This is a genomic window from Pararhizobium polonicum (genome assembly GCF_001687365.1).
Classification (GTDB): Bacteria; Pseudomonadota; Alphaproteobacteria; order Rhizobiales; family Rhizobiaceae; genus Pararhizobium; species Pararhizobium polonicum.
The window spans coordinates 27,450-54,209 of the sequence record NZ_LGLV01000010.1; the positions used below are offsets into that span (position 1 = coordinate 27,450).

Sequence of the window (26,760 nt, forward strand, 5' to 3'; positions counted from 1 at the left end):
CGCGCAATTGAAGATGCGGCGTTCATCACATACGCCCCGAAACCTCCGAGTATTCACACATGAAAATGCGCAACATCGCGATCATCGCACACGTTGACCATGGGAAAACCACGCTTGTCGACGAACTTCTGAAGCAGTCGGGTTCTTTCCGCGACAACCAGCGCACGACCGAGCGCATGATGGATTCGAACGACCTCGAAAAAGAGCGCGGCATCACCATTCTGGCGAAGGCCACCTCGATCGAGTGGAAGGGCGTTCGCATCAACATCGTCGACACCCCCGGCCACGCCGACTTCGGCGGTGAAGTGGAGCGCATCCTGTCGATGGTGGATGGCGCGATCGTTCTGGTCGACAGCTCGGAAGGCCCGATGCCGCAGACCAAGTTCGTGGTTTCGAAGGCCCTGAAGGTCGGCCTTCGCCCGATCGTCGCGATCAACAAGATCGACCGTCCGGATGGCCGCCATGAAGAAGTCATCAACGAAGTTTTCGACCTCTTTGCCAATCTCGACGCGACCGACGAACAGCTCGACTTCCCGATCCTCTACGGTTCGGGCCGCAACGGCTGGATGAACCTCAATCCGGAAGGTCCGAAGGAAGAAGGCCTCGCGCCGCTTCTCGACCTCGTTCTCAAGCACGTTCCGGAGCCGAGCGTCGGCGACGAAGACGGCGCGTTCCGCATGATCGGCACGATCCTGGAAGCCAACCCCTTCCTCGGCCGCATCATCACCGGCCGCATCCATTCCGGCTCGATCAAGCCGAACCAGGCCGTCAAGGTTATCGGCCAGGACGGCAAGCTGATCGAAAACGGCCGTATCTCCAAGATCCTCGCCTTCCGCGGCATCGAGCGTACACCGATCGACGAAGCGCATGCGGGTGACATCGTCGCCATCGCCGGCCTGTCCAAGGGCACGGTCGCCGACACGTTCTGCGATGCTTCGGTCACCGAGGCGCTGCATGCCCAGCCGATCGACCCGCCGACCGTCACCATGTCCTTCATCGTCAACGACAGCCCGCTTGCCGGCACCGAAGGCGACAAGGTTACTTCGCGCGTCATTCGTGACCGTCTGCTCAAGGAAGCCGAAGGCAACGTCGCGCTGAAGATCGAGGAAGCCGAAGGCAAGGATTCGTTCTACGTCTCCGGCCGTGGCGAATTGCAGTTGGCCGTTCTCATCGAAACCATGCGCCGCGAAGGCTTCGAACTCGCAGTCTCGCGTCCGCGCGTCGTCATGCACAAGGACGAAGCAACCGGCCAGATGCTGGAGCCGGTGGAAGAAGTCGTCATCGACGTCGATGAGGAATATTCCGGCGTCGTCGTCCAGAAGATGTCCGAGCGCAAGGCTGAAATGGCCGAGCTGCGTCCGTCCGGCGGCAACCGCGTTCGCCTGAAGTTCTTCGCGCCGACCCGCGGCCTGATCGGCTACCAGTCGGAACTGATGACCGACACGCGCGGCACGGCGATCATGAACCGCCTGTTCCACGAATATCAGCCTTACAAGGGCGATATCGGCGGCCGCGTTCAGGGCGTTCTGCTCTCCAACGATGCCGGCGAATCCGTTGCCTACGCCATGTTCAACCTGGAAGACCGCGGCCCGATGATCATCGACGTCGGCGAGAAGGTCTATGCCGGCATGATCATCGGCATCCACACGCGTGACAACGATCTCGAAGTCAACGTGCTGAAGGGCAAGAAGCTCACCAACATGCGCGCCTCCGGCAAGGACGAAGCCGTCAAGCTGACCCCGCCGATCCGCATGACGCTCGACCGCGCCCTCTCCTGGATCCAGGACGACGAACTGGTCGAAGTGACGCCGAAGAACATCCGCCTGCGCAAGATGTATCTCGACTCGAACGACCGCAAGCGTTTCGAAAAATCGCGCGGCGCTGCATAAGCAGACCGTTTGGGTAGAATAGACAAAGGCGCAGCGATATCGATCGCTGCGCCTTTTTTCATGTGTGCCTTATGGCCGTCAGGATTTCAGCACGCCGCTTTTCCTGGCCGTCCAGGTGGCGATATAGTCCATCAGGGCGTTGTTCAGGCAATCGGATGGCGTGAGCCCCAGTTCCGTCAACCGCGCGCGGATGGCCGGCATATCGGCGGGATCGGTGCCGGATTCGATGATGGACGAGACGAATGCGGCAAAGCCCGGTGGCGACCAGCTATCCGCGTTGAAGCGTTCGGGGTGGATGAAGTCCAGCCCCTGGAAGGGGTGTTCCCGCTCCACGGGCCCGTACATATGGACGCCGCAGCCTTTGCAGGCGTGGCGCTGGATCAGCGCCGATGTGTCGACCACCGCAAGCTTGTCGCCGTTTTCAAGCACGGCGATCTTGTCGTGGGGAACGACTGCGACGATGGAAAATGTTGCGCCATCCGGCTTCCAGCATTTCGTACAGCCGCAGGCATGATTATGGGCGACGTCGCCATCGACCTTGACCCGTACAGGCCTGTCGGCGCAGGCGCAGACCAGAACGCCGCCGGTGAAGCCGGACGCGCCCTTGGGCATGCCCTTGTCGAGCAATGGATGTAGAGAAACGGTAGCTGTCATTTTCTCCTCCCGCTGCCGGTTATGATGGCGTCTGCGCGCCGGCAGACCGCACGAGGCGCCTCGGCAATCAGCATATCACGATGGCGGGAAGAATCCCGGTGTTCATTTGCCGCAACGAAGAGGCTCTTTCAGCCTTTCCGGTCCAACGCGTCGCGACAACAAAAAAGCCCGCTTCCGGGGCCGGAAACGGGCTTTCAAATCGCAGTCTGCGTCGCTTTTACTTGTCGCGGTTGCGGGCGGCCAGTGTGCGCAGACGCAGCGCATTGAGCTTGATGAAGCCGGCGGCGTCCTTCTGGTCGTAGGCGCCCTGGTCGTCCTCGAAGGTGACCAGCTTGTCGGAATAGAGCGACTTGTTGCTCTCGCGGCCGGTGACCATGACATTGCCCTTGTAGAGCTTCAGCGTCACCTCGCCCTCGACATGCTCCTGGCTCTTGTCGATCAGCGCCTGCAGCATTTCGCGCTCCGGCGAAAACCAGAAGCCGTAATAGATCAGCTCCGCGTAGCGCGGCATGATGTCGTCCTTGAGGTGGGCTGCACCCCGGTCGAGCGTGATCGATTCGATGGCGCGGTGGGCGGTGAGCAGGATCGTGCCGCCGGGGGTCTCGTAGATGCCGCGCGACTTCATGCCGACGAAGCGGTTTTCGACGAGATCGAGGCGGCCGATGCCGTTGTCGCGGCCGAGCGCATTGAGCGCGGTCAGGATAGAGGCCGGGCTCATTTCCTTGCCGTCGATCGAAACGGCATCACCCTTGCGGAAGCCGATCTTGACGGTGGTCGCCACATCCGGCGCTTCTTCCGGCGAGATGGTGCGCATGTAGACATAGTTCGGGGCTTCGATCGCCGGATCTTCCAGAACCTTGCCCTCGGAGGAGGAGTGCAGCAGGTTGGCGTCGACGGAGAAGGGCGCTTCGCCCTTCTTGTCCTTGGCAACCGGGATCTGGTGCTTTTCGGCGAATTCGAGCAGGTCGGTGCGGCTCTTGAACGACCAGTCGCGCCAGGGCGCAATGATCTTGATGTCGGGGTTCAGCGCATAGGCGGAAAGCTCGAAACGAACCTGGTCGTTGCCCTTGCCGGTGGCGCCATGGGCAATGGCATCGGCACCGGTTTCGCGGGCGATGTCGATCAGGTGCTTGGAGATCAGCGGGCGGGCGATCGAGGTGCCGAGCAGGTAGACGCCTTCATAGACGGCGTTGGCGCGGAACATCGGGAAGACGAAATCCTTGACGAATTCCTCGCGCACATCGCGGATATAGATATCCTTGATGCCCATCATCTCGGCCTTCTTGCGGGCCGGCTCGAGTTCTTCACCCTGGCCGAGATCGGCGGTGAAGGTGACGACTTCAGCACCGAGTTCGGTCTGCAGCCATTTCAGGATGATCGACGTGTCGAGACCGCCGGAATAGGCGAGAACGACCTTTTTCACTTGCTTTGCCATGTTTGTCTGTCCGTCTTGTCCAGGAAGACGCGGGATCGCGCCCAAGAAAATTCTGCGGCACTTTTAGCGAGATTGCGGGGACGCGCAAGCCTTTCGCGGCCGGATTAGCAAGCTTGTCGTCTCAACGGAGGTTTATGGGGTCGGCAATGCGAGGCCGCAATTGAAAAAGCCCGCCGTCCCTCGGGGCGGCAGGCTCGATTGCGATCTTATGGCCGTTGAGTGGCCATCCCCTAATTGTACTGGCCTAGTTGCACTGGCGGCGTGGCCCGTAATTCGGCTGGTAGGTGTTGTCGGATGCCCGATAGGAGCGATATCGCGCGTAGCATGACTGAACATGGGAATTGCCATTGGAGTAGCGCGGCTGCGATGCAAGCGCCCCGCCGATGATCGCCCCGGCAGCCAGGCCGCCGATGATTGCACCCGCATTGTTGTGGCGATGGTGCCGGCGATAGTCGTTTCTGTAATAACCGCGGCGATCGTCTCTGTAGTAACCACGGCGGTCGTCGCGCCGGTTGCGGTCCCATCCCTGGCCGCGATGATGTCTGCGGATGAAGGCCCGACCGGCATGGTCACCCACCTGGACGATATCCGATTGTGCGGTTTGCGGCTTCAGCGGGGCGGTCGGAAAGGCCTGTGCCGGCGCAAAACTGGTCAGGGCTGTTACGGCTGAAATGAAAAGTACGGCTATTTTTCTCATGGAGTGTTTCCTCATTGGTGGGACGGAAACGGTTCAGCGGATCTTTTGTTCCACTTATGGTCGCATTATTATCCGGCGATCGGCCGCATCCATTATCTGAGGAAATGCGATTTGCTTTCAAACGCCATTTGGGACATTCAATAGGCGTGCATCGACCGACTGCACGGCTCCAAACGTCCCATAGGTTTCAAAGATGGATTTCCTGCCCAGCCTGCCGACACTACTGGCCTTCACCGCCGCAACGCTGCTCCTGGCCGCGACACCGGGCCCGGACATGACGCTATCCATCAGCCGGGCGCTGAGCCAAGGCAAGGCGGCTGCGTTCTTCATCGTGGTCGGAACGAGCCTTGGCTGCGTCGTGCACACGCTTCTGGTCGCCTTCGGCATTTCGGCGTTGATCACGGCATCGCCGACGGCCTTCATGATCCTGAAAACCGGCGGTGCTGCCTATCTCTTTTGGCTCGCCGTGCAGGCGATCCGCTATGGATCGACCCTGACGGTCAAGAAGGTCGACGATACCGGGGCGTCGCCGCTGGCCAATGTCTCGACGGGGCTCTGGGTCAACCTGCTCAATCCGAAGGTCATCATCTTCTTCATGACCTTCCTGCCGCAGTTCGTCACCGCCCATGACCCGGCCGTGACGCAGAAGCTTTTGTTCCTCGGCTTCTTCTTCATCGTCGCGGCGATGCCGGTCAATATCCTGGTCATTCTGACCGCCGACTGGCTGTCCGCCTGGCTGCAGCGCCGCAAAAGCGTCATGCGCGGCATCGACTACACGTTTGCAGGGGTCTTTTCGATCTTCGCCGTCAAGATCCTGTTCACGCAGGCACGGTGAGCGGCGTCAGCCGCGGTAGCGATAACGCCCGGTGATGGAAAAGGCGAAGAGGATATCGTCCATCTTCGTCCCCCATCCGATATTGTGGATCAGCAATGGTCTCGAGCCGTCCTTGTTGAGCGTATCGCTGACAATGGCGATATGCGGCTTGTTGCCGGGCAGCATCTGCGTGACAATGTCGCCCGCAGCGTAGTCGAGCCCGTCCGTGGCGATGGGCATGTCGGTGTTCTGTCGCTTCAGAAACGTCTGCAGGTTGGGCACGCGGCGGTGGTCGATATTGCTGTCCGTGGCCTTCAGGCCCCAGTTTTTCGGATAGGCATCGAAAGCCTTGCGCATGTCGGCGTTGACCAGGGCCTGGAGATCGAGATTGAGGCCGTCGCGATAGGCCCGGACGATGACATCGGTGCAGACGCCCTTGAAACGCGGTACGTCGCCACCCGGGAAAGCGATTTTCGAATAGCTTGGATCATACAGCAGCGTGACGCCAATCTGCGACTGGGCCGCCGTCACCAGCTTTTTCGCCCATTCCTCAGCGGGGAGTGTGGTTTCGGCGCGTGGCCGCAGGTTCGGTAGAGCCAGTCCGGCGGCGCCGGCGCACAGGCCACCGGCAATGAGCTTGCGACGCGAAAGCATTGTCCCTCCCCCAATCGACGACACGACATGCTTGAGGGGCGATTGGAGCAAATTGACGGCGCCGCAGCCGTCAGCCGATCAGCAGCGCATCGTCGTCCAGTGTCTGGCCGCGAATCTTGCGGAACATGGCGATAAGGTCTTCGACCTGCAACGTCTTGCGGCTGTCGCCGGAGACATCGAGCACGACTTCGCCGGCATGCAGCATGATGGTGCGGTGGCCGAAATCGAGCGCCTGACGCATCGAATGGGTGACCATCAATGCTGTCAGCTTGCGCTCGGAGACGATCTTCTGGGTGAGGTTCATGATGAATTCGGCCATGCCCGGGTCGAGCGCTGCGGTATGCTCGTCGAGCAGCAGCACTTCCGAGCCCGCCAGCGTCGCCATGACCAGCGAGACCGCCTGCCGCTGGCCGCCCGAGAGCAGGTCCATGCGGTCCTTCATGCGGTTTTCAAGGCCGAGATTGAGCTCGGCGATACGCTCGCGAAAATGCTCGCGGCGCTTGGGGCCGAGCGCCGGTGTCAGGCCCCGGCTTTCGCCGCGCCTGGCGGCAAGCGCCAGATTTTCCTCGATCGACAGGGCGCCGCAGCTGCCCGCCAGCGGGTCCTGGAACACACGGGCGACCAGCCCGGCGCGGGCGGCGGTGCCCTTGCGGGTGACGTCCGTCTTGCCGATCGTGACCTGGCCTGCCGTGGGGATGACGTCGCCGGCGAGAACGCCGAGCACGGTGGATTTGCCGGCGCCGTTGGAGCCGATGACGGTGACGAAGGTGCCTTCCTCGATGGTGAGGCTGACGCCGTTCAGCGCCTGTTTCTGCAGCGGCGTTCCCTTGCCGAAGACGACCTGGATATTGTCGAGCTTGATCATGCGGCACCTCCGCGGCGCAGGCGAGGAAGAACGAGGGCGACGGTGACGAGCGCTGCGGTGACGAAATTGAGGTCGGAGGCCTTGAGGCCGAGCATATCGCTCGAGAGCGCCAGCTGGATGGCGATGCGGTAGAGGATCGAGCCAAGCACGCAGCCCAGAAGCGCAATCAGGATGCCACGGCTGCCGAGCAGGGTTTCGCCGATGATGACGGCGGCGAGACCGACAACGATGGTGCCGACGCCGGAGGTGACGTCGGCAAAGCCGTTGGTCTGGGCAAACAGCGCGCCCCCGAGCGCGACCAGCGCGTTGGAGAGCGCCATGCCGAGATAGATCTGGCGGCTGGTCTCCACCCCTTGCGCCCGTGCCATGCGCGCATTGGCGCCGGTTGCCCGCATCGCAAGCCCGGCATCGCTTTCCAGAAAGCGCCAGACGGCGAGAACGGCGACAAGCACCAGAAGCCCGACAAACAGCGGCCGGACGTAGAAATCGCGCAGGCCCAGGCCGTAGAAGGGCGACAGCATCGTGTCGGCATTGATCAGCGCCACGTTCGGTTTGCCCATGACGCGCAGGTTGACCGAGAACAGCGCGATCATCGTCAGGATCGAGGCGAGCAGATTGAGAATGCGGAAGCGGACATTGAGGATGGCGGTGACGATGCCTGCGGCAGCACCGGCGACCATGGCAACGCCGCTGGCGATCCACGGATTGACGCCGGCGATGATCAGCACGGCGGCAACGGCGGCACCGAGCGGGAATGAGCCGTCGACGGTGAGGTCCGGAAAGTCCAGCACGCGGAAGGCAAGGAACACGCCGATGGCGACGAAGGCGTAAACAAGCCCCAGTTCCACCGCTCCCCAGAAGGCAATTTGGCTCACCGCTGTCGGTCCTCTTCCTTGGTCTTCAAACCCGTTTTGGCCCTATCGGCAGGCGAAACGGGCCTGTTTTACAGATGAACCGCCCCCGTATGATGCGAGGGCGGTTCAAAATCAATCGGATTGTCGTGTTGCGCGCTTATTCGATGATGCGGGTGGCGCGGCTGGTGACGCTTTCCGGGAAGGTTACGCCCATCTTGGCGGCGGCAGACTTGTTGATGACGAGATCGGTGCCGGCCGCCACCTTGACCGCGATGTCGCCCGGATTTTCGCCCTTGAGGATGCGCACGACGATGTCGCCGGTCTGCTTGCCAACATCATGATAGTTGAAGCCGAGAGCGGCAACCGCGCCGCGCGAAACGGAATCCGTATCGGCGGTGAACAGCGGCAGCTTGGCTTCTGCGGCAACGGCGACGGCGCCTTCGAGCGCGGAGATGATCGTGTTGTCGGTCGGAACGTAGATCACGTCGGCGCGGCCGACGAGGGCGCGGGCGGCGCCCTGGACTTCGGCCGACTTGGTCGCGGCGGATTCAACCACCGTCAGGCCGGCTTTCTCGGCTTCCGTCTTCAAAACGGCCAGCAGCGACACGGAGTTCGCCTCGCCGGAATTGTAGAGATAGCCGATCGATTTCACGTTCGGCAGGATTTCCTTGATCAGTGCCACATGCTCGGCAACCGGCGACAGGTCGGAAAGGCCGGTGACGTTGCCGCCGGGCTTGTCCATGTCCTTGATCAGCTGGGCGCCGAGCGGATCGGAAACGGCGGTGAAGACCACCGGAATATCTCGCGTCGAGGACACGACGGCCTGGGCCGAAGGCGTCGAGATCGGAACGATGACGTTCGGGGCTTCGCCGGCGAACTGGCGGGCGATCTGGGCTGCCGTTGCCGGGTTTCCTTGCGCGGATTCGTAGAGGAACTTGAGGTTCTCGCCTTCCTTGTAGCCGGCAGCGGCCAGGGCTTCCTTGACACCGTCGCGCACGGCATCCAGTGCCGGATGTTCGACGATGGCAGTGACCGCAACCGTGACATCGTCTGCCCGCGCGGGCAGAGTGAGGGCGACGGTTGCCGCCAGGGCAATGAGAAGTGAACGCATGGGTGTCCTCCAAAGACTGATTTTTAGGCAGTCTTAGGAAGGCTTGAGGCTGAAATCAATCGAATTGCAGACCGGTATCCATCAAAATTGCTGATCAATCCTCGCCGTGGTTGGCGATCATCATCGCCTCAAACGCCATCCGGTCGACCTTGCGCATGCGCTCGGAATCGGATTTCAGCTGGCCGCAGGCGGCGAGAATGTCACGACCGCGCGGCGTGCGGATCGGCGAGGCATAGCCGGCCGCATTGATGAAGTCGGCGAATTTCTCGATCTCTTCCCATTTCGAACACTGGTAGTTGGTGCCCGGCCAGGGGTTGAACGGGATCAGGTTGATCTTGGCCGGAATGCCCTTCAGCAGGCGCACCAGTTCCTTGGCGTCTTCCAGCGTGTCGTTGACGCCTTCGAGCATCACATATTCGAAGGTGATGCGGCGGGCATTCGACAGGCCGGGATAGTTGCGGCAGGCGTCGAGCAGGTCCTTCAGCGGATATTTCTTGTTGATCGGCACCAGCATGTCGCGCAGGTCGTCCTTCACCGCATGCAGCGAAATCGCCAGCATGACGCCGATTTCCTCGCCGGTGCGGAAGATTTCCGGAACGATGCCCGAGGTCGACAGGGTGACGCGGCGTTTGGACAGCGACAGGCCATCACCGTCGGTGGCGATCAGAAGTGCGGTCTTGACGTTCTCGAAATTGTAGAGCGGCTCGCCCATGCCCATCATCACCATGTTGGTGACCTTGCGGCCTTCGTTCGGCACGATGGCGCCGGCCGGCGTGTCGCGGTCCGGAAAGTCGCCCAGCCGGTCGCGGGCCAGAAGCAGCTGCGAGAGGATTTCCTCGGCCGTCAGGTTGCGCACCAGCTTCTGCGTGCCGGTATGACAGAAGGAACAGGTGAGCGTGCAGCCGACCTGGCTCGATACGCAGAGCGTGCCGCGGCCTTCCTCGGGGATGTAGACGGTCTCGATCTCGACGGGACGGCCGGCACCGCGGGGCGGGAAGCGCAGCAGCCATTTGCGGGTTCCGTCGGTGGAGATCTGCTCCTCGACGATTTCCGGCCGGGCGATGGTGAAATGCGTCTTCAGCAGTTCACGCATGTCCTTTGACACATTGGTCATGTGGTCGAAATCGGAGACGCCGCGCACATAGAGCCAGTGCCAGAGCTGGCTGGAGCGCATCTTGACCTGCTTGGCCGGAACGCCGATTTCGGCCAGCGCCTTGCCCATGTCCTCGCGCGAGAGACCGATCAGTGTCGGCTTTTCAGGCGTCATGGCCGGGCGGACCGCTGCCTTGACGGGGCGGTCCAGATTGAGTGCTTCAGTCGCGGCCATGCTCGCCATTTCCCATTGTGCGATACGCAAAACCCGTTCAAGCGCTTTTGCCTGCGGCCGATGCGTAAAATGCTGAGATCAGAGTTCGTTTGCCGCGCATCGGGATCGTCAAACGATCCGCGCAGCCATCGTTGCGCGGCCTTTAGCACGGTTTTCACCCGGCGTCACCCTCCGGCGCGTCAGGGCAGATCTGCAAAAAGGCAAAGACCTGAACGTCAAAAGGCCGGACGTACCGGCCTTTTGAAAAAACTCTACGGTTGGCCGCAGCTTACTTGCAGGTCTCGATCTGCTTGAGCGCTGCCGAAATGCCCGAGAGCGAGTAGGAATAGGCCGTCGGCGTGCCCTTGCGGGACTTGGCGGCCACAGACATCGCCTTGCCGGTCTTCATCGCGGCAACGAGCGCCGGTTCTTCGGCGGCGTTCTCGACCCAGGCGGAATTGCCCTTGGTGAACATCACGAAGTTCTTGGCGTCGATGGTGACGGTCACCTTGGAGTTTTCCTGCAGCGGATAACCCATCATCGCCTGCGGCTCGTAGGAGATGTTCTGGCCGGGGCGCTGCGACACCAGGAAGAAGATATCGCCGTGATCGACGTTTGCCGGGCTCTTTTCCTTCGGCACGGACAGCACATAGCAAACCTTGCCGGCACCGGCCTGATAGGAGTAGGCGCCCCAGGCATTGAACTGCTGGATGCGGGTCGGCGACTGGGCCGAAGCAACGCCGGCAAATGCCAGCACGAGTGCGAGTGCGAGGTTAAGCTTTCTTACAAACATCTTGTCCTGCCGGTTTCTTGAGCGCCCAAAGCCCGATCAGCATCAGCCGGGCAACGCATGGTCACGATTTGATTTATTTTGACTTAATTCAGGTTACCAAACCGTCAACATTCCCTGAACTTAATGCCACTCGCTTTAATATGGAACAGATTACGACGCAAACGGCGCTCAAGTTTCAGGCTTGCGGATAGGCGCCCGAATTCTTGGCAAGCTTGTCTGATCCATGCTGTGCGAAACCCCGAAGACGGTTCCGGCGGCAAAACGCCGATGTCCGCCTGCCTCGCACGCTTCACTTGCGGTTCAATCGCCCGATCAGCCGACGCGTACTCGACATGCGTTTATGTCACAAAGAATCAGGCAAGAGTTTGACCTTTGACAAAAGCGCTGTACCTGTTGTGAAATACTGCGAAAACAGGGCTGGGAGGCCATCAAAAGCGGAATGAATGTTGATGCACGACAGCATTTCGCCGCGCTTGTCCTGGCCGTCGCACGGAATCGTGATCAGGGCGCCTTCTCGGAACTCTTCGATTTTTTCGCCCCGCGGTTGAAATCCTTCCTGATGCGGCAGAGTGCCGGCGTGATGGAGGCCGAAGAGGTGGTGCAGGAGGTGATGGTCATCCTCTGGCAGAAGGCCCATCTCTACGATCCTGAAAAATCCTCGCTTTCGACCTGGCTGTTCCGGATTGCCCGCAATCGCCGCATCGATGCGGCCCGCAGGCAGCGCACCGGCACGCTCGATGCGCACGAGCCGCTGCTTTTGCCGGCAGCCCCGCCGGCGCTGGATGATCTGGTGGAAAACGGCGATCGCGAGCAGATCGTGCGGACTGCGCTGGCAAAGCTGCCGGTGGAGCAGGTCACCCTGATCCGGATGGCGTTTTTCTTCGGGCAATCCCATTCGGAGATTTCCGCCGCCACCGGCCTGCCGCTCGGAACGGTCAAGTCCCGTATCCGGCTTGCCTTCGGCAAATTGCGGGCGCTGCTCGAGGAAGGCGGCGTGGATGGCTCCGGCTAATGTGCCTTGTCTGGAATTTCGCCGCGCAGCGTCTCGTCGGCCTTGATGTAGTGCTGTTCCTTGATCTGGCCGCTGATGGCGGCAAAGGCGGCGGTCAAAACGGCGATATCATCGGAAAAGCCGACCACGGCCAGGAAATCCGGAATGAAATCGAACGGCATGACGAAATAGGCGAGCGCGCCGAGCAGGATGCCGCGCGTGCGCAGCGGCGTCGCCGGGTCCATCGCGCAATAATAGGCGGCAACGACATCGCGGCTGAACGGCACCTGCCGCATGGCCCGCTTCAGGGTCGGCCAGAAGTGGCGCCGCACCTTGCGGGCCTTGGCCTCCTGCTCGCTTTCCTCGCCAGGCAGCAAAATTTCGCCGATCTTGACGTCATCCATCGTGTTCGCCTTGTCTGTCATGGAAAATCATATGGTGAGCGCTACGGCGATTTCAAATGGTCTCATTTCAGATGGTCCGGCATCCGTCCGGCGGCGGCCCGGTCCATCCTGGCGGCGAGCTTGAAGTCCAGCTCGGTGAGACCGCCGGAATCATGCGTCGTCAGCGTCACGTCCACCTTGTTATAGACATTGAACCATTCGGGATGATGGCCGAACTTCTCCGCTGCCAGCGCGCTTTCGCTCATGAAGCCGAAGGCTTCGACGAAGCTCTTGAACCGGAATGCCTTCCAGATCGACACGCCATCCTCCGACAGCACCCAGCCTTCCATCTTATGCAGGTTTTCGGCAATGGCTTCCGCGGTGAGTTTTTCCTGCTTCATGGCGATGTTCACTCCAGCTTCCTTGACGGCGGCGAGACAGTTTCTGGTTTCACAACGCGGCAGCCGGGGATAGGTTCAACCTTTTCTCCGTTGCGTTGGAAAAGTCCCGTTGAATAGCATGAAACCTGTCAGAATTCTCTTTGTCTGTCTCGGCAATATCTGCCGTTCGCCCCTGGCCGATGGTATCCTGCGGCATCTTGCCGGGGCCCGTCCGGTCGATGTCGATTCCGCCGGTACAGGCGGCTGGCACATCGGCGATCAGCCCGACCGCCGCTCCATTGCCGTAGCGCGCGGCCACGGGATCGATATTGCCGGCCAGCGCGGACGCAAGGTCCACGCCCGGGACTTCGAGGCATTCGATCTGATTTTCGCGATGGACCGCAGCAATCTCGCCAATCTGCGCGCCCTGGCGCCGGCGGCTGCGCAGCATAAGCTGCATCTCTTTTCGAGCTATACGCTGGGCGTCGAGCGCGATGTACCCGATCCCTATTATGAGGGACCAGAGGGGTTCGAGGCCGTTTACAGCATGCTCTTGGAGGGCTGCTCGTCGCTCATCGGCAGGCTCGACGAGCGCTCATAGAGTGGGAAGACCTCTTCGGTGATGTAGGGACCGCCGCCGATCGAATCGCGCGAGGACAAAAGCACGAAGCGCGAGACGGTGAAGGGGTTGGTGTAGAACCCGCCGCGTCCCGAGAGATAGCCGACGACGTCCTCGACCCGCGAGGACCGCAGCCGGCCGAGCGTCACATGCGGGGTGAATTTGCGCGGATCGGCCGGCAGGCCGAGCCGCTGGCAGATCCGTTCGATTTCGGCCTGCAGGGCATAAAGCTCCGGCGGATTGCTGACGCCAGCCCAGACGGAGTGCGGTTTCTTCGAGCCGAAGGCGCCGGTACCGGTCAGTTGCAGCTGGAATTCCGGGCGTTCGATGCGATCGAGCCGGTCGACGATCTCGTCGGCGGTGCGATTGTCGACGTCACCGATGAAGCGAAGAGTGATGTGGTAATTCTCCACATCGATCCAACGGGCACCGGGAAGTCCACCACGCAACAATGAAAGGCTCATCGCGGCATTACGCGGAATCTCGAGGGCGGTGAAAAGTCTCGGCATGACGAGCTCCCCGAATCTCTTGCAGATAATGTCAGCGAATCATGACTGACATCCGTAAGCAACTATAATTTCGCACCTGCAATATTTGTCCAATGGCATTAACAGGGGCTGAACGATCCCCATTTTCCCGATCCGCCTGTTTTCAGCCTCCGGCCGGGAGGGAATGGATGAAGCGTTCGGCCACCGGCAGGAAGCGCTCGACCATGACGCCGATGCCGTCGCCGTTCGGATGCATGCCGTCCTCGATCTTCAGTTTGGCGTCTTCGATCACGCCGTCGAGGAAGAACGGGTAGAACTCGGTGCCGAAGGTTTTGGCCAGCTCCGGATAGATCGGATTGAACCGTGCGGCATAATCGCCGCCCATGTTCGGCGGCGCTATCATGCCGACCAGCAGGACGGCGATGCCGCGCGATTTCAGCTTCTCGATCATCGCGACAAGGTTCTTGCGGCTTTCTTCCGGCGCGATGCCGCGCAGCGCATCGTTGGCGCCCAGTTCGAGGATGACGCCCTTGGTTCCATCCGGCACCGACCAGTCGATCCGCGCCAGCCCGCCCGAGGTGGTGTCTCCGGAAACGCCCGCATTGCTGATCGTCACGTCGAAACCCTTGTCGCGCAGGGCCTTTTCCAGACGGGCGGGAAAGGCATCCTCCGGCGGCAACTGGTAGCCGGCCATCAGGCTGTCGCCGAAGCCGACGAGGTTCAGCGTCGCCGCCAGCCCCGGTAACGGCATGATCACAATTGCCGTGATCGCCAACAAAAACGCACGAAAAGCTTTTATTTGCATGCCTGCACCCTTAAATCGGTGAACGTCAGCCGCTCCGGCCACCTTCATATTGTACATATAGGGCAATTTCCTTTGGCAAAAACCATGATCGACCTGAAAAATGCGGATCTGACCCTCGGCCAGGCCGCTGCGTCCGTTCATGTGCTCAAGGGTATGGATCTGACGATCGATGCCGGAGAATCAGTTGGGATCGTCGGTCCGTCCGGCTCCGGCAAGTCGACGCTGCTGATGGTTCTGGCCGGTCTGGAGCGCCTCGACAGCGGTGAAATCACCATCGACGGCACGCCGCTGCATGACCTGAGCGAAGACCGCGTGGCGGAATTCCGTGGCCGCAACATCGGCATCGTCTTCCAGTCTTTCCATCTGATCCCCAATATGACGGCGCTGGAAAACGTCGCCGTGCCGCTCGAGCTTGCCAATGTCCGCAACGCTTTCGAGATCGCCCGGCAGGAGCTTGTCTCCGTCGGCCTCGGCGAGCGCCTGTCGCATTATCCCGGCCAGCTGTCCGGCGGCGAGCAGCAGCGCGTGGCGATTGCCCGTGCGCTGGCGCCATCCCCCAAGCTTTTGATCGCCGACGAGCCGACCGGCAATCTCGATGCCGAAACCGGCCGCCAGGTCGCCGACCTGATCTTTTCCAAACAGGCCGAGCGTGACATGACGCTGGTGCTGGTGACCCATGACGCGTCGCTTGCCGCCCGCTGCTCGCGCCAGGTGCGGGTCCGCTCCGGCGAGATCGTCTCCGGCGCCGGCCATGATGCGCCGGTTACCGCTCCCCTGTCGAAGGCTGCCTCCGCATGAGGGCGGATGCTGCCAAGGGCTTTCGTCTCGGACTTGCCTTTCGCCTGGCGCTGCGTGAAATGCGCGGCGGCCTGAAGGGGTTTTATATCTTCCTGGCCTGCGTTGCGCTTGGAACGGCGGCGATTGCGGGTGTCAACTCGCTGTCTCAGTCGATCACCGGGTCGATCGCCAGCCAGGGCCGCGAACTGCTGGCCGGCGACATCCGCTTCGAGCTGAACAATCGCGTCGCGACCGATGAGGAAAAGGCGTTTATCGACGGTCTCGGCACGGTCGCCGTGTCTTCCAGCCTGCGCTCGATGGCCCGGCTGCCCGATGGCTCCAATCAGGCGCTGGTCGAGCTGAAAGCCGTCGATGGCGCCTACCCGCTCTATGGCAGGCTCGAAAGCGAGCCGGCGGCACCGCTCGGTGACCTTCTGGCCGAGCATGGCGGCGTTTATAATGCGCTGGCGGCGCCGCTGTTGCTGGAGCGCCTCGGCATCCAGACCGGCGACGAGTTCCTGCTCGGCAATGCCCGCCTGCGGATCGCCGGCGTGATCACGCGCGAACCGGATGCCCTGTCGGACGGGTTCGGTTTTGCGCCGCGCCTGCTGTTGTCCGCAGACGCGCTTGCCGCATCCGGCCTGGTGCAGACAGGCAGCCTCGTGGCCCATGTCTACAAGGTGAAGGTTGCCGATCCCACCACCATTCCGGCCGTGCGCAAGCAGGCCGAGGAGACCTTTCCGCAGGCCGGATGGTCGATCCGCAGCAGCCAGAATGCAGCCCCGGCGCTGACGGCCAATATCACCCGCTTTTCGCAGTTTCTCACCCTTGTCGGCCTCACGGCGCTGATCGTCGGCGGCGTCGGCGTTGCCAATGCGGTCAGGTCCTTCCTCGATTCCAAGCGCGGCGTCATTGCGACGTTCAAGTGTGTCGGTGCGCCTGCCTCGATGGTGACCACCATCTACCTCATCCAGATCCTGCTGATCGCGCTGCTCGGCATCGGTATCGGCCTTGTGCTCGGGGCACTCATTCCCTTCGTCGCGGCGCAGTTCCTGGCGGGCATGCTGCCGGTTTCCACCGCGTTCCAGCTCTATCCGGGTGCGCTCGGTCTTGCCGCGCTGTTCGGTCTGCTGACGTCGCTGGCCTTCGCCATCCTGCCGCTCGGCCGGGCGCGCGAGGTTCCGGCAACGGCGCTGTTTCGCGAACAGGGTTTCGAGCGTGCGCGCCTGCCGTCCTGGCCCTATCTCATCGCGGCCGCCCTTTGCCTTGCCGCGCTGGCCGGCCTGGCCATCCTGACGGCCTATGACCGGCGGATTTCGCTGACGTTCCTCGGCGCGATCGCCTTTTCCTTCATCGTCCTGCGCGGCGTTGCCATTCTCGTGGCCATGCTTGCGCGCCGCGCGCCGCGTGTCCGTTCGCCGGCGCTCCGGCTTGCCATCGGCAATATCCATCGTCCGGGCGCGCTGACGCCGTCGGTGGTCCTGTCGCTCGGTCTCGGGCTTGCGCTTCTGGTGACGCTGGCGCTGATCGACGGCAATCTGCGCCGCGAGCTGACCGGCAACCTGCCGGAACGGGCGCCGAATTTCTTCTTCGTCGATATCCAGGGCGCGCAGATCGAAGGGTTCCGCGCGCTGCTGCAGAAAAACCTGCCGGAAGGCAAGATCATCGAAGTGCCGATGCTGCGCGGCCGCATCCTCGCGTTCAACGGCGAGGACGTGACCAAGATGAAGGTGCCGCCGGGTGGCCAGTGGGTGCTGCGCGGCGACCGGGGCATCACCTATGCCAAGAACAAACCGGAGAACTCGTCGCTGACGGAGGGAAGCTGGTGGGCGCCGGACTATGCCGGCGAACCGCTGGTGTCGTTTTCTGCCGACGAGGCCGGCGAACTCGGATTGAAGATCGGCGATACCGTCACGGTCAATGTGCTCGGCCGCAACATCACCGCCCGCATCGCCAATTTCCGCAAGGTGGAGTGGGAATCCCTGTCGATCAATTTCGTCATGGTGTTCTCGCCCAACACCTTTGCCGGTGCCCCGCATGCCTGGATTGCCACGGTGATCGATCCGCAGGCGACGGCGGCCGAGGAGACCGCGGCGCTGAAGGCCGTCACCAACAGCTATCCGACCATCACCAGCGTGCGGGTCAAGGATGCGCTCGATATCATCAATGTGCTTCTCGGTCAGCTGGCGACGGCCATCCGCGCCGCCGCCGCCGTCGCGCTTGTGGCGTCCGTGCTGGTGCTTGCCGGTGCGCTTGCAGCCGGCAACAGGGCCCGCACCCATGATGCCGTCGTGCTGAAAACGCTGGGCGCGACACGCTCGACGCTGATCCGCGCCTTCTGCTACGAATATGCGATGCTCGGGCTTTCCACTGCCATCTTCGCCCTGTTTGCGGGCGGGGTTGCGGCCTGGTTCGTGGTCAGCAGGATCATGTCCCTGCCCTCGTCCTTCCTGCCGGATGTCGCCCTGATCACGATGGCGGTCGCGCTTGTCGTCACCGTCGGTTTCGGTCTTGCCGGCACCTGGCGCGTGCTCGGACAGAAGGCTGCACCCGTCCTGCGGGAACTCTGAGTGGGCAGTTAACCGTTAACGCTACGGCGCGAAAGCCTTGCAGGGCCGCTTTTCGTCCGATTCGCGGCCCCGCCGGTCTTGTGTAAGTCATATTTCGACATCATATTCAACGCAGGCATGCTGGAGCCCCGCAGCGGCGCCTGGGTAAAGTGGCTGGCACCGTCAAGGATGCGCCCTTGCAGCCCGACACCGTAAATTCAACCGGGGCTTATAAAGAGGAAACAATGGCTGATCTTAGAAACTACCAAACCCGAATGTCGCCTGCCGGCGCACAGGCGGGGGCCGTAATCGATGAAGGTCTGCGCACCTATATGCTCAAGGTGTACAACCTGATGGCCCTCGGTCTGGCGATCACCGGTATTGCCGCCTTTGCTGCATTTCAACTCGCCTTCGCGAACGGAGAGCTGACGGCCTTCGGCCAGGCGATCTATGTGAGCCCGCTGAAGTGGGTGGTCATGCTGGCGCCGCTGGCTCTGGTGTTCTACATGAGCTTCCGCATCAATTCGATGAGCGTGTCTGCCGCGCAGACGACCTTCTGGGTCTATGCGGGCCTGATGGGTCTCTCCCTGTCGTCGATCTTCTTGGTCTATACCGGCCAGAGCATCACCCAGACGTTCTTCGTCACGGCGGCGGCCTTCGGCGGTCTGTCGCTCTACGGCTACACCACCAAGCGTAGCCTGTCGGGCATGGGCTCGTTCCTGATCATGGGCCTGTTCGGCCTGATCATCGCCTCGATCGTCAATATCTTCCTGGCCTCGTCGGCTCTGACTTTTGCGATCTCGGCCATCGGTGTTCTGATTTTCGCAGGCCTCACCGCCTACGATACCCAGAAGATCAAGGAAATGTACTTCGAAGCAGACAGCGCCGAAGCCGCTGGCCGCAAGGCCATCATGGGCGCGCTGACCCTCTACCTCGACTTCATCAACCTGTTCCTGTTCATGCTGCGTTTCCTCGGAAACCGCGAATAGTCCGAACCGGAATACATCTGAAAAAGGCGGTTCCGGCCGCCTTTTTTGTTGCCTGGATTCCACAGAGCATGGCAGCTTGATCGCGCCGCTGCGATGTGCCAGAGGACTGGCGACGATCATTCCTGTTCAGGCTTTTGCGATGTCCTTCACGCTGCGCGACGCGACCCTCTCCGACATTCCGGCCATCACCGCGATCTACCGGGAATCCGTGCTCAACGGCGTCGCCTCCTACGAGATGACGCCGCCCGGGGAGGCGGAAATGGCATCGCGCTTCTCGGCGATCACCGGTAACCGCTATCCCTATATCGCCGCCATCAGTGCGGATGGCGTCCTGCTCGGTTACGCCTATGCCTCGGCATTCCGCACCCGCACGGCCTATCGTTTTCTGGTCGAGGATTCGATCTATCTGGCGCCGGAGGCGCGCGGGCAGGGCGTTGGCAAGGCCTTGCTGGCCGAACTGATCAGGCGTTGCACGGCGCTCGGGTTCCGCCAGATGGTCGCGGTCATCGGTGGCGCGCATCCGGCTTCGGTGGCGGTGCATCGCGCCGCCGGTTTCGAGCATGGCGGATTGATGAAGGGCACCGGCTTCAAGCACGGCCGCTGGCTCGATACGATCCTCATGCAGCTGCCGCTCGGCGAGGGGCTGACGACCGATCCGCAAGCCGGCACCTATCCCGATACGCTCTATCGCAGCTGAATCAGGTCTCGATCACCTTCAGCAGCTTGTCGAACACTTTCAGAACCTGCTGCAGGTCATGGCCGCGCTTCAGGATCATGCCATGCGTGTTGACGACGCTGTAGGCACCCTGTTTGGCCGCCAGCTTCGGATTTTTCTCGATCCGGAACAGCGGCATTTCCCCTGAGCGCTTGAACACCGAGAAAACCGCCTTGTCGCGCAGATGGTCCATCGCATAGTCGCGCCATTCGCCTTCGCCGACCATGCGGCCATAGACCTTCAGGATCAGGTCGAGTTCCCGGCGGTGGAAGGTGATGGGGAGTGGGTCCTGGGCGCCGCTTCGGTATTCGTGCAGATGGACAACCACATTGGACGTTTGCTGCCTTTCGGAACGGGTCTCGCCTTGCGGCAAATCCGGCTGATCGGTCATCGGTACTCCGGCCTTATATTGTGACAGGACGGTTACAGTTTGCCTCAGCTTGGCGGAAATGCAAGCCGCAAACGGAATGGGGCTGCCGGAGACTTTTTTCGGTGCGCCGCATTTCAGTCAAAACCGCGCCCCAATTCGAAAGGAAACTCGCGCTCGCCGGCACAGGGCGTTCTCCCTTGTGCCGGCCGGTATCTTCGGTCGAACAGTGTGATTTGTTTTCGAACGGGGTGCTGTTGGAGTGTCTGGCCAATGCGCCTGTTCAGGCGCGGACACTCTGGATGCCATGTTTCCGGCAGCGCCTGTTGCCGGGGTTATGGCCGGTTCGGTCCGGCATCTTCGAACCCTCAGCCCCAGCCCCTCGATGCTGCCGGGCCGAACCAGAAACGATGGGACCGTCAGTTGGCGGTCTTGTCCGCCATGACGGTGGTCGCGCCCAGAATGGCGCCGGGCGTTTCGTTGTCCTTCATCTTCTGCAAAAGGACCGCGCAGCCGCCATTCTTGCCCTCGTTGAGGACGGAGGCGGGCAGGATGAAATTGGCCGGCGTGCCATCCCACATGCCGATGGTCTGGATATCGCGGACGGAATGCCAGTAGGAGATCTTTTTGCCGCCGTTTTCGCCCTTCTTGACCTCCACCTGCTGCTCGCGGTCGAAATAGACGACGACGACATTGGCCTTGCCGCTGCCGGCGCCGACCTTGATGTCGACTTCGTCCTTGCGTACCGTCGCGCTCACCGGCACGGCCAGCCCCTGGCCTTTGCCGGTCATCTCCGTCAGCCGCCGGTTGATACCGGCGAGATCGGCGCCATTGATATGGTCGCGGCCGTTGAGAACGGCCTGCGGCGTGTAGACGCCGTTGCGGCCGAGCATCTTGGCATAGGCATATTGCCGGGCGGTGTTGTCCTTGGAGGCCAGCGTGTCGGCCCAGCCGAGATAGTTCCAGTAGTCGACATGATAGGACAGCGCCACGACCTTGCCGTCGTCGATCAGCGTTTTCAGCGCCGCATCCGCCGGCGGGCAGGACGAACAGCCCTGGCTGGTAAACAGTTCCACGACGCCCTGCGGTTCACCGGCCGCAACCGGCAGCGCCAGCAGGCCGAAGCCACAGGCGAGCATGATGCGGTAAACGGTGCTTGATCCAGACATCAGAATTTCCATTTCAACAGGCATGGGCGGCTTCGGTCATTCGGTGATCTTACATACGCTGCCCGGCTTTCAACAGAAAGTCACGTTGGAGTGAGGCTTGAGGCTTCGGTGGTCACGAAAAAGCCGGGGCTCGTGAAAGCCCCGGCTTCGTTCATTCCAGCATCAGAAATGCATCAGGCGGCGAGATCGCGTAAGACCGTCTGCAGGATGCCGCCATTGTTCATGTAGGTGACTTCATCGAGCGTATCGATGCGGCAGATCAGCGGAACGTCCTTCACCGTGCCGTCGGCATAGGTGATCTTTGCCACGCGCTTCTCACGCGGCTGGACATTGCCGAGATTGTCGATCGTGACGCTTTCATCACCCTTCAGGCCGAGCGATTCCCAGGTCGTGCCTTCCTCGAAGACGAAGGGCACGATGCCCATGCCGACGAGGTTGGAGCGGTGGATGCGCTCGAAGGACTGGGCGATCACGGCCTTGACGCCGAGCAGGTTGGTGCCCTTAGCCGCCCAGTCGCGCGACGAACCGTTGCCGTATTCGACACCGGCGAAGATGACCAGCGGAACGCCTTCGGCCTTGTACTGCATGGCAGCGTCATAGATCGACATCTCTTCCTTCGAAGGATAGTGGATCGTGTAGCCGCCTTCCTTGCCGTTCGGTCCCATCATGTGGTTGCGGATGCGGATATTGGCGAAGGTGCCGCGCATCATCACTTCATGGTTGCCGCGGCGCGTGCCGTACTGGTTGAAGTCGGCAACGCCGACGCCATGGCCGATGAGATAGGCACCGGCCGGAGACGCCGCCTTGATCGAGCCGGCCGGCGAAATGTGGTCGGTGGTGATCTTGTCGCCGAACAGGCCAAGCACGCGGGCGCCCTTGATGTCGGAAATGCCCGAGCCGGTCTTGCCCATGCCGACGAAGTAGGGCGGGTTCTGGACATAGGTCGAATTGTCGTCCCAGGCATAGGTCTGGCCGGCCGGAACCTGAACCGCCTGCCAGTTGGCATCGCCCTTGAACACGTCGGCATATTTCGATGCATAGAGCGCGCGGGTGACGTATTTCAGGATGTATTCCTGAATTTCCTGCGAGGTCGGCCAGATGTCCTTGAGGAACACCGGCTGGCCATCGCTACCGATACCGAGCGGCTCGGTGGTCAGGTCTTTCTGGACGGTGCCGGCCAACGCATAGGCCACGACCAGCGGCGGCGAGGCGAGATAGTTTGCCTGAACGTCCGGCGAGATGCGGCCTTCGAAGTTGCGGTTGCCCGAGAGAACGCCGGACATGATCAGGCCCTTCTCGTTGATGGTCTTGGAAATCGGCGCCTGCAGTGGACCGGAATTGCCGATGCAGGTCGTGCAGCCGAAGCCGACGAGGTTGAAACCGAGCTTGTCGAGATCGACCTGCAGGCCGGACTTCTCGAGATATTCAGCGACAACCTGGGATCCCGGTGCCAGCGAGGTCTTGACCCACGGAGCCGATTTCAGGCCCTTGGCAACGGCGTTGCGGGCGAGAAGGCCGGCAGCGATGAGAACCGAGGGGTTGGACGTGTTGGTGCAGGAGGTGATGGCGGCAATCGCCACGTCGCCATGGCCGATGTCGTAATCCGTGCCTTCGACCGGATAGCGCAGGTCGATCTGGCCCGGCTTCTTGTAGTCGTTTTCAAGCGAGCCTGCGAAGCCGGTGGCGATGTTTTCCAGCGGGATGCGGCCTTCCGGACGCTTCGGACCGGCCATGGCGGGGACAACCTGACCCAGATCGAGTTCCAGCGTGTCGGTGAAGACGAGGTCTGCGCCGTCATTGTCGCGCCACATGCCTTGAGCCTTGGAATAGGCTTCGACCAGCGCGATGCGCTGTTCTTCGCGGCCGGACATGGTGAGGTAGTTGATGGTTTCGCTGTCGACCGGGAAGAAGCCGCAGGTCGCGCCATATTCCGGGCCCATGTTGCCGATCGTCGCGCGGTCGGCCAGCGTCATGTTGTCGAGACCGGAACCGAAGAATTCGACGAACTTGGAGACGACGCCCTTCTTGCGCAGCATCTGGACGACCATCAGCACGAGGTCGGTGGCGGTGACGCCTTCCTTGAGCTTGCCGGTCAGCTTGAAGCCGATGACTTCCGGCAGGAGCATGGAGACGGGCTGGCCGAGCATGGCCGCTTCCGCCTCGATGCCGCCGACGCCCCAGCCGAGAACGCCCAGACCGTTGATCATGGTCGTGTGGCTGTCGGTGCCGACGCAGGTGTCCGGATAGGCGGTGATCTCGCCGTCTTCTTCCTTGGTCCAGACGGTCTGGCCAAGATATTCCAGATTGACCTGGTGACAGATGCCGGTGCCCGGAGGAACGACGCGGAAATTCTTGAAGGCCTGCTGGCCCCATTTCAGGAAGCGGTAGCGCTCGCCGTTGCGCTCGTATTCGAGCTCGACATTGCGGGCAAAGGCGGTCGGGGTGCCGAATTCGTCGACAATGACCGAGTGGTCGATGACGAGGTCGACGGGAACCAGCGGGTTGATCTTTTCCGGATCGCCACCGAGCGACACCATCGCGTCGCGCATCGCGGCCAGATCGACGACGGCGGGAACGCCGGTGAAGTCCTGCATCAGCACGCGCGCCGGGCGATAGGCGATCTCGTTTTCTTCACGGCCCTTGTTGTTGAGCCATTCGGCGACGGCAAGGATGTTTTCCTTGGTCACCGAGCGGCCATCTTCGAAGCGCAGCAGGTTCTCAAGCAGCACCTTCATCGAATAGGGCAGCTTAGAAACGCCGGTGAGGCCGTTTTCTTCGGCCTTCGGCAGGCTGTAATAGACATAGTCTACGCCATTCACCGAAAGCGTCGAACGACAATTGAAACTGTCAAGGGACTTGGACACTGGATACCCCGTTCCGTTTGATCGCCAAAACCTGACGTACGAACGCCCGAACGCATTTAAAGCGCGATATGGGATGCGGGTACGGCCATTTCCGCTGTCCGTACGTGGAATGTCATTCCAAGTTCGGCGCTAGGATGAAATTCACGCCGACCGCTGGCGTGTTGGGGCGGTTATAGATAATTTCTCCGGAACGTGCCAGACCATCCGTCCTCAATTTGAGACAATTTTTTTGCGCTGCGACGAACGTCGTAAAAGGAATGTGAATGCCGATCCGCCTGCGTGTCGAAGGCCTCAGTGCAAAGCGCGGTGAGGACCTGATTTTCCACGGTATTTCCGTCGTTCTCGATGCGGGCGAAGCCCTTGTGGTGACGGGGCCGAACGGTTCTGGAAAGTCGACATTGCTGCGCGTTCTGGCAGGGCTTCTGGTGGCCGAATCCGGCAGCGTCCGGGTGGAGGGCGCATCGCCGGATATCGGTCATCCGCGCGAACTTTGCCACTATCTCGGTCACCGCAATGCGATGAAGCGCGAATTGACGGTCATGGAAAACCTGTCCTTCTGGAAATCCTTCATGGGTGATTCGGCGGGTGGATCCGGGATCGATGTGGAGGCCGCCACCGAAGCGCTCGGGCTCGGGGGCATTTCGCATCTGCCGTTCGGCTATCTGTCGGCCGGGCAGCAGCGGCGGATGGCGATGGCCAAGCTTCTGGTCGCTCACCGGCCGGTCTGGATTCTCGACGAGCCGACGGCGGCACTCGATGCCAGTGCCGACCGGCTGTTTGCCGGGCTGGTCGAGCGGCACCTCGGCGCCGGTGGCATTGTCGTTGCGGCAACGCATCAGCCGCTGGGGGTGGATGCACGGGAATTGCGGATGACGGGGTTTGCGGGGGAGATGGTTTGAATATGCTTTGCCTGATGAAGACCCCTCCCCAACCCCTCCCCACAAGGGGGAGGGGCTTCCGCGCCGAAACCTCTCGCTCAGATTTCTGGGTTCATGCGATCAGCGTAGGTTGTTATTTGGCGAGGTCGTTGCTTCGGATTAGTCCCTCCCCCTTGTGGGGAGGGGTTGGGGAGGGGTCTTTCTTCCGTCCACCGTTTGTGCAGGCCACACGATGATCTCCCTCTTCCTGCGCGACCTCAAACTGTCCATGCGTGCCGGGGGCGGCGCCCTGATCGGCGTGCTGTTCTTCATGACGGTGATTGCCGTCGTGCCGTTTGCCGTCGGTCCCGACCTCAATCTGCTGTCGCGCATCGGCCCGGCGATCCTGTGGATCGGGGCGTTGCTCGCCTGCCTTCTCGGGCTCGACCGGCTGTTCCAGGCGGAGCGGGAGGATGGATCGCTGGACCTGATGCTGATGCAGGAGACGCCGCTGGTGCTTACCGTGCTGGTCAAGTGCCTGGCGCACTGGACAGCGACGGGACTGCCGCTGGTGATCGCGTCGCCGCTTTTGGGGCTGTTCATGAACATGAGCGAGGTCGCCATCGGTGCGACCATGCTGACGCTGCTGGTCGGGACGCCGGCGATTACCCTGATCGGTGCGGTCGGCGCCGCCGTTGCCGTGACCCTGCCGCGCGGAGGGCTGCTGGTGTCGATCCTGGTTCTGCCGCTGGCCATTCCGGTGCTGATCTTCGGGGTGAGCGCGGCCTATGCGGCGGTCGAGGACCCCGCACCGTTTTTGCCGCCCTTGCTGATCCTGGTGGCGATCACGCTGTTCTTCGCGGTCATCGGGCCGCTGGCGGCAGCATTGGCGCTGCGGTCCACGTCTGACTGACACAAAAGTGATCGAACCACCCTCATTGAAGAGAAAGCCCTTCGGCGTTAAAGAACCATCATGAGCGAAAACAGCCTGGCCATCCGCAAAATCAGCGACCTTGCCAATCCCACCCGGTTCCTGGGCCTTGCGGAACGTGTCCTGCCGTGGCTTGCCGGGCTGACGGCATTGCTGTTTGCCATCGGGCTCACCCTCTGTTTCACCACCGAGGGCGATTATCAGCAGGGCGAAACGGTGCGCATCATGTATGTGCATGTGCCATCAGCCTGGCTGTCGATGATGTGCTACACGGTGATGGCGGTCGCAGCGCTCGGCACGCTGGTCTGGCGCCATCCGCTGGCCGATGTGGCCGCCCGGGCGGCGGCACCCATCGGCGCCAGCTTCACCTTTCTGGCGCTGGTCACCGGTTCGCTCTGGGGCAAGCCGATGTGGGGCACGTGGTGGGTCTGGGATGCGCGGCTGACCTCGGTCTTCGTGCTGTTCCTGATGTATCTCGGGCTGATCGCGCTCAACCGGGCGATGGACGAGCCGGGCAAGGCGGCCAAGGTTTCCGCCGTTCTGATCCTCGTCGGCTTCGTCAATATCCCGATCATCAAGTTCTCGGTCGAATGGTGGAACACGCTGCATCAGCCGGCAAGCGTGCTCCGGCTCGGCGGCTCGGCGATCGATCCGGAGTTTCTGCGGCCGCTCTTGGTGATGGCGGTTGCCTTTACGTTGTTGTTCTTCACCCTGCATATCGCTGCGATGCGCAACGAGATCTGGCGCCGCCGGGTGACCTCGATGCGCCGTCAGGCCGCCCGCAGCGCTGGCCGGGAGGTGTGA

27 protein-coding genes are annotated in these 26,760 nt (G+C 61.8%); 11 read left to right on the top strand and 16 right to left on the bottom strand.

Features of this window, described 5'->3' with window-relative positions; all coding sequences use genetic code 11:
* The first annotated feature begins 59 nt into the window (after nucleotides 1-59).
* Nucleotides 60-1,889, top strand: coding sequence for a translational GTPase TypA (gene typA / locus ADU59_RS16360; RefSeq protein WP_068955223.1), 1,830 nt, complete (start codon nucleotides 60-62; stop codon nucleotides 1,887-1,889).
* A 78-nt stretch (nucleotides 1,890-1,967) separates the two neighbouring features.
* Here typA and gfa read toward each other — a convergent pair whose 3' ends face one another.
* The 3 genes from gfa to ADU59_RS16375 all read right to left on the bottom strand — a co-directional run bounded on the left by gfa (nucleotide 1,968) and on the right by ADU59_RS16375 (nucleotide 4,675).
* A complete protein-coding gene (gene gfa / locus ADU59_RS16365; RefSeq protein WP_068955224.1) occupies nucleotides 1,968-2,543 on the bottom strand; it encodes an S-(hydroxymethyl)glutathione synthase in 576 nt (191 codons plus the stop codon).
* A gap of 217 nt (nucleotides 2,544-2,760) precedes the next feature.
* Entirely contained in the window at nucleotides 2,761-3,978 is a 1,218-nt protein-coding gene (locus ADU59_RS16370; RefSeq protein WP_068955225.1) for an argininosuccinate synthase, read from the bottom strand.
* A gap of 244 nt (nucleotides 3,979-4,222) precedes the next feature.
* Entirely contained in the window at nucleotides 4,223-4,675 is a 453-nt protein-coding gene (locus ADU59_RS16375) for a BA14K family protein (protein ID WP_068955226.1), read from the bottom strand.
* Nucleotides 4,676-4,868: 193 nt separating this feature from the next.
* Between ADU59_RS16375 and ADU59_RS16380 the strand changes: the two genes are divergently transcribed.
* The gene (locus ADU59_RS16380; protein WP_068955227.1) at nucleotides 4,869-5,510 is read left to right on the top strand and encodes a LysE family translocator; all 642 of its coding nucleotides are present in this window, start codon (nucleotides 4,869-4,871) and stop codon (nucleotides 5,508-5,510) included.
* Nucleotides 5,511-5,516: 6 nt separating this feature from the next.
* On the opposite strand, the gene ADU59_RS16385 is transcribed toward ADU59_RS16380, so the two are convergent.
* The 6 genes from ADU59_RS16385 to ADU59_RS16410 all read right to left on the bottom strand — a co-directional run bounded on the left by ADU59_RS16385 (nucleotide 5,517) and on the right by ADU59_RS16410 (nucleotide 11,072).
* Nucleotides 5,517-6,143 (bottom strand): DUF1287 domain-containing protein, encoded by a 627-nt coding sequence (locus ADU59_RS16385; RefSeq protein WP_083198305.1) that lies wholly within the window; start codon nucleotides 6,141-6,143, stop codon nucleotides 5,517-5,519.
* Nucleotides 6,144-6,213: 70 nt separating this feature from the next.
* Nucleotides 6,214-7,008: an ABC transporter ATP-binding protein gene (locus ADU59_RS16390; protein ID WP_068955228.1), complete on the bottom strand. Its 795-nt coding sequence runs from the start codon at nucleotides 7,006-7,008 to the stop codon at nucleotides 6,214-6,216.
* Entirely contained in the window at nucleotides 7,005-7,883 is an 879-nt protein-coding gene (locus tag ADU59_RS16395) for an ABC transporter permease (protein ID WP_068955229.1), read from the bottom strand. Before ADU59_RS16395 ends, ADU59_RS16390 begins: the two co-directional genes overlap by 4 nt.
* Before the next feature lie 136 nt (nucleotides 7,884-8,019).
* Entirely contained in the window at nucleotides 8,020-8,973 is a 954-nt protein-coding gene (locus ADU59_RS16400) for an ABC transporter substrate-binding protein (RefSeq protein ID WP_068955230.1), read from the bottom strand.
* Between the two features lie 94 nt (nucleotides 8,974-9,067).
* Nucleotides 9,068-10,240 carry a dual-specificity RNA methyltransferase RlmN gene (rlmN, locus tag ADU59_RS16405; RefSeq protein ID WP_244506454.1) on the bottom strand — a complete coding sequence of 391 codons (1,173 nt, stop codon included), beginning with the start codon at nucleotides 10,238-10,240 and terminating at the stop codon, nucleotides 9,068-9,070.
* A 328-nt stretch (nucleotides 10,241-10,568) separates the two neighbouring features.
* A complete protein-coding gene (locus ADU59_RS16410; protein WP_068955232.1) occupies nucleotides 10,569-11,072 on the bottom strand; it encodes an invasion associated locus B family protein in 504 nt (167 codons plus the stop codon).
* 439 nt (nucleotides 11,073-11,511) lie between these two features.
* On the opposite strand from ADU59_RS16410, the gene ADU59_RS16415 reads away from it, so the two are divergent.
* Complete coding sequence (locus ADU59_RS16415) at nucleotides 11,512-12,084, top strand: sigma-70 family RNA polymerase sigma factor (RefSeq protein ID WP_068955233.1); 573 nt, start codon at nucleotides 11,512-11,514, stop codon at nucleotides 12,082-12,084.
* On the opposite strand, the gene ADU59_RS16420 is transcribed toward ADU59_RS16415, so the two are convergent.
* Complete coding sequence (locus ADU59_RS16420) at nucleotides 12,081-12,467, bottom strand: YkvA family protein (RefSeq protein ID WP_068955412.1); 387 nt, start codon at nucleotides 12,465-12,467, stop codon at nucleotides 12,081-12,083. The two genes, ADU59_RS16415 and ADU59_RS16420, sit on opposite strands and share 4 nt — an antisense overlap.
* A 62-nt stretch (nucleotides 12,468-12,529) precedes the next feature.
* On the bottom strand, nucleotides 12,530-12,847 hold the full coding sequence (locus ADU59_RS16425; protein WP_068955413.1) for a 4a-hydroxytetrahydrobiopterin dehydratase: 318 nt from the start codon (nucleotides 12,845-12,847) through the stop codon (nucleotides 12,530-12,532).
* A gap of 118 nt (nucleotides 12,848-12,965) precedes the next feature.
* Here ADU59_RS16425 and ADU59_RS16430 point away from each other — a divergent pair, with 118 nt between their 5' ends.
* The gene (locus ADU59_RS16430; protein WP_068955234.1) at nucleotides 12,966-13,427 is read left to right on the top strand and encodes a low molecular weight protein-tyrosine-phosphatase; all 462 of its coding nucleotides are present in this window, start codon (nucleotides 12,966-12,968) and stop codon (nucleotides 13,425-13,427) included.
* Here the strand turns inward: ADU59_RS16430 and thpR are convergent.
* Nucleotides 13,367-13,954, bottom strand: a complete 588-nt coding sequence (gene thpR, locus ADU59_RS16435; RefSeq protein ID WP_068955235.1) for an RNA 2',3'-cyclic phosphodiesterase — start codon at nucleotides 13,952-13,954, stop codon at nucleotides 13,367-13,369. The genes ADU59_RS16430 and thpR overlap by 61 nt on opposite strands.
* A gap of 142 nt (nucleotides 13,955-14,096) precedes the next feature.
* Nucleotides 14,097-14,684, bottom strand: coding sequence for an arylesterase (locus ADU59_RS16440; protein ID WP_244506451.1), 588 nt, complete (start codon nucleotides 14,682-14,684; stop codon nucleotides 14,097-14,099).
* A 126-nt stretch (nucleotides 14,685-14,810) separates the two neighbouring features.
* Between ADU59_RS16440 and ADU59_RS16445 the strand changes: the two genes are divergently transcribed.
* The 4 genes from ADU59_RS16445 (at nucleotide 14,811) to ADU59_RS16460 (ending at nucleotide 19,750) form a co-directional block, all read left to right on the top strand.
* Nucleotides 14,811-15,536: an ABC transporter ATP-binding protein gene (locus ADU59_RS16445; protein ID WP_068955236.1), complete on the top strand. Its 726-nt coding sequence runs from the start codon at nucleotides 14,811-14,813 to the stop codon at nucleotides 15,534-15,536.
* Nucleotides 15,533-18,085, top strand: coding sequence for an ABC transporter permease (locus tag ADU59_RS16450; RefSeq protein ID WP_068955237.1), 2,553 nt, complete (start codon nucleotides 15,533-15,535; stop codon nucleotides 18,083-18,085). Before ADU59_RS16445 ends, ADU59_RS16450 begins: the two co-directional genes overlap by 4 nt.
* A 224-nt stretch (nucleotides 18,086-18,309) precedes the next feature.
* Nucleotides 18,310-19,053 (top strand): Bax inhibitor-1/YccA family protein, encoded by a 744-nt coding sequence (locus tag ADU59_RS16455; protein ID WP_068955238.1) that lies wholly within the window; start codon nucleotides 18,310-18,312, stop codon nucleotides 19,051-19,053.
* Nucleotides 19,054-19,192: 139 nt separating this feature from the next.
* On the top strand, nucleotides 19,193-19,750 hold the full coding sequence (locus tag ADU59_RS16460; RefSeq protein ID WP_068955239.1) for a GNAT family N-acetyltransferase: 558 nt from the start codon (nucleotides 19,193-19,195) through the stop codon (nucleotides 19,748-19,750).
* Between the two features lies 1 nt (nucleotide 19,751).
* On the opposite strand, the gene ADU59_RS16465 is transcribed toward ADU59_RS16460, so the two are convergent.
* From ADU59_RS16465 to acnA, 3 genes are all read right to left on the bottom strand, one after another.
* A complete protein-coding gene (locus tag ADU59_RS16465) occupies nucleotides 19,752-20,159 on the bottom strand; it encodes a DUF2794 domain-containing protein (protein WP_068955240.1) in 408 nt (135 codons plus the stop codon).
* Nucleotides 20,160-20,554: 395 nt separating this feature from the next.
* Entirely contained in the window at nucleotides 20,555-21,274 is a 720-nt protein-coding gene (locus tag ADU59_RS16470; protein WP_099050851.1) for a DUF1223 domain-containing protein, read from the bottom strand.
* Nucleotides 21,275-21,477: 203 nt separating this feature from the next.
* On the bottom strand, nucleotides 21,478-24,168 hold the full coding sequence (acnA, locus tag ADU59_RS16475; protein ID WP_068955241.1) for an aconitate hydratase AcnA: 2,691 nt from the start codon (nucleotides 24,166-24,168) through the stop codon (nucleotides 21,478-21,480).
* A gap of 269 nt (nucleotides 24,169-24,437) precedes the next feature.
* Here acnA and ccmA point away from each other — a divergent pair, with 269 nt between their 5' ends.
* From ccmA to ADU59_RS16490, 3 genes are all read left to right on the top strand, one after another.
* Nucleotides 24,438-25,067, top strand: a complete 630-nt coding sequence (gene ccmA, locus ADU59_RS16480; protein WP_068955416.1) for a heme ABC exporter ATP-binding protein CcmA — start codon at nucleotides 24,438-24,440, stop codon at nucleotides 25,065-25,067.
* A 211-nt stretch (nucleotides 25,068-25,278) separates the two neighbouring features.
* Nucleotides 25,279-25,938 carry a heme exporter protein CcmB gene (gene ccmB / locus ADU59_RS16485; protein WP_068955242.1) on the top strand — a complete coding sequence of 220 codons (660 nt, stop codon included), beginning with the start codon at nucleotides 25,279-25,281 and terminating at the stop codon, nucleotides 25,936-25,938.
* Between the two features lie 60 nt (nucleotides 25,939-25,998).
* Complete coding sequence (locus ADU59_RS16490) at nucleotides 25,999-26,760, top strand: heme ABC transporter permease (RefSeq protein WP_068955243.1); 762 nt, start codon at nucleotides 25,999-26,001, stop codon at nucleotides 26,758-26,760.

Coding starts and splice junctions, on each gene's coding strand:
- thpR (WP_068955235.1), bottom strand. CDS start 13,954: ATGCCGAGACTTTTCACCGCCCTCGAGATTCCGCGTAATGCCGCGATG.
- rlmN (WP_244506454.1), bottom strand. CDS start 10,240: ATGACGCCTGAAAAGCCGACACTGATCGGTCTCTCGCGCGAGGACATG.
- ADU59_RS16385 (WP_083198305.1), bottom strand. CDS start 6,143: ATGCTTTCGCGTCGCAAGCTCATTGCCGGTGGCCTGTGCGCCGGCGCC.
- ADU59_RS16450 (WP_068955237.1), top strand. CDS start 15,533: ATGAGGGCGGATGCTGCCAAGGGCTTTCGTCTCGGACTTGCCTTTCGC.
- ADU59_RS16415 (WP_068955233.1), top strand. CDS start 11,512: ATGAATGTTGATGCACGACAGCATTTCGCCGCGCTTGTCCTGGCCGTC.
- typA (WP_068955223.1), top strand. CDS start 60: ATGAAAATGCGCAACATCGCGATCATCGCACACGTTGACCATGGGAAA.
- ADU59_RS16425 (WP_068955413.1), bottom strand. CDS start 12,847: ATGAAGCAGGAAAAACTCACCGCGGAAGCCATTGCCGAAAACCTGCAT.
- ADU59_RS16430 (WP_068955234.1), top strand. CDS start 12,966: ATGAAACCTGTCAGAATTCTCTTTGTCTGTCTCGGCAATATCTGCCGT.
- ADU59_RS16465 (WP_068955240.1), bottom strand. CDS start 20,159: ATGACCGATCAGCCGGATTTGCCGCAAGGCGAGACCCGTTCCGAAAGG.
- ADU59_RS16380 (WP_068955227.1), top strand. CDS start 4,869: ATGGATTTCCTGCCCAGCCTGCCGACACTACTGGCCTTCACCGCCGCA.
- ADU59_RS16455 (WP_068955238.1), top strand. CDS start 18,310: ATGGCTGATCTTAGAAACTACCAAACCCGAATGTCGCCTGCCGGCGCA.
- ADU59_RS16390 (WP_068955228.1), bottom strand. CDS start 7,008: ATGATCAAGCTCGACAATATCCAGGTCGTCTTCGGCAAGGGAACGCCG.
- ccmB (WP_068955242.1), top strand. CDS start 25,279: ATGATCTCCCTCTTCCTGCGCGACCTCAAACTGTCCATGCGTGCCGGG.
- ADU59_RS16375 (WP_068955226.1), bottom strand. CDS start 4,675: ATGAGAAAAATAGCCGTACTTTTCATTTCAGCCGTAACAGCCCTGACC.
- ADU59_RS16470 (WP_099050851.1), bottom strand. CDS start 21,274: ATGCTCGCCTGTGGCTTCGGCCTGCTGGCGCTGCCGGTTGCGGCCGGT.
- ADU59_RS16420 (WP_068955412.1), bottom strand. CDS start 12,467: ATGGATGACGTCAAGATCGGCGAAATTTTGCTGCCTGGCGAGGAAAGC.
- ADU59_RS16490 (WP_068955243.1), top strand. CDS start 25,999: ATGAGCGAAAACAGCCTGGCCATCCGCAAAATCAGCGACCTTGCCAAT.
- ADU59_RS16370 (WP_068955225.1), bottom strand. CDS start 3,978: ATGGCAAAGCAAGTGAAAAAGGTCGTTCTCGCCTATTCCGGCGGTCTC.
- ADU59_RS16440 (WP_244506451.1), bottom strand. CDS start 14,684: ATGCCGTTACCGGGGCTGGCGGCGACGCTGAACCTCGTCGGCTTCGGC.
- ADU59_RS16410 (WP_068955232.1), bottom strand. CDS start 11,072: ATGTTTGTAAGAAAGCTTAACCTCGCACTCGCACTCGTGCTGGCATTT.
- ADU59_RS16400 (WP_068955230.1), bottom strand. CDS start 8,973: ATGCGTTCACTTCTCATTGCCCTGGCGGCAACCGTCGCCCTCACTCTG.
- gfa (WP_068955224.1), bottom strand. CDS start 2,543: ATGACAGCTACCGTTTCTCTACATCCATTGCTCGACAAGGGCATGCCC.
- ADU59_RS16460 (WP_068955239.1), top strand. CDS start 19,193: ATGTCCTTCACGCTGCGCGACGCGACCCTCTCCGACATTCCGGCCATC.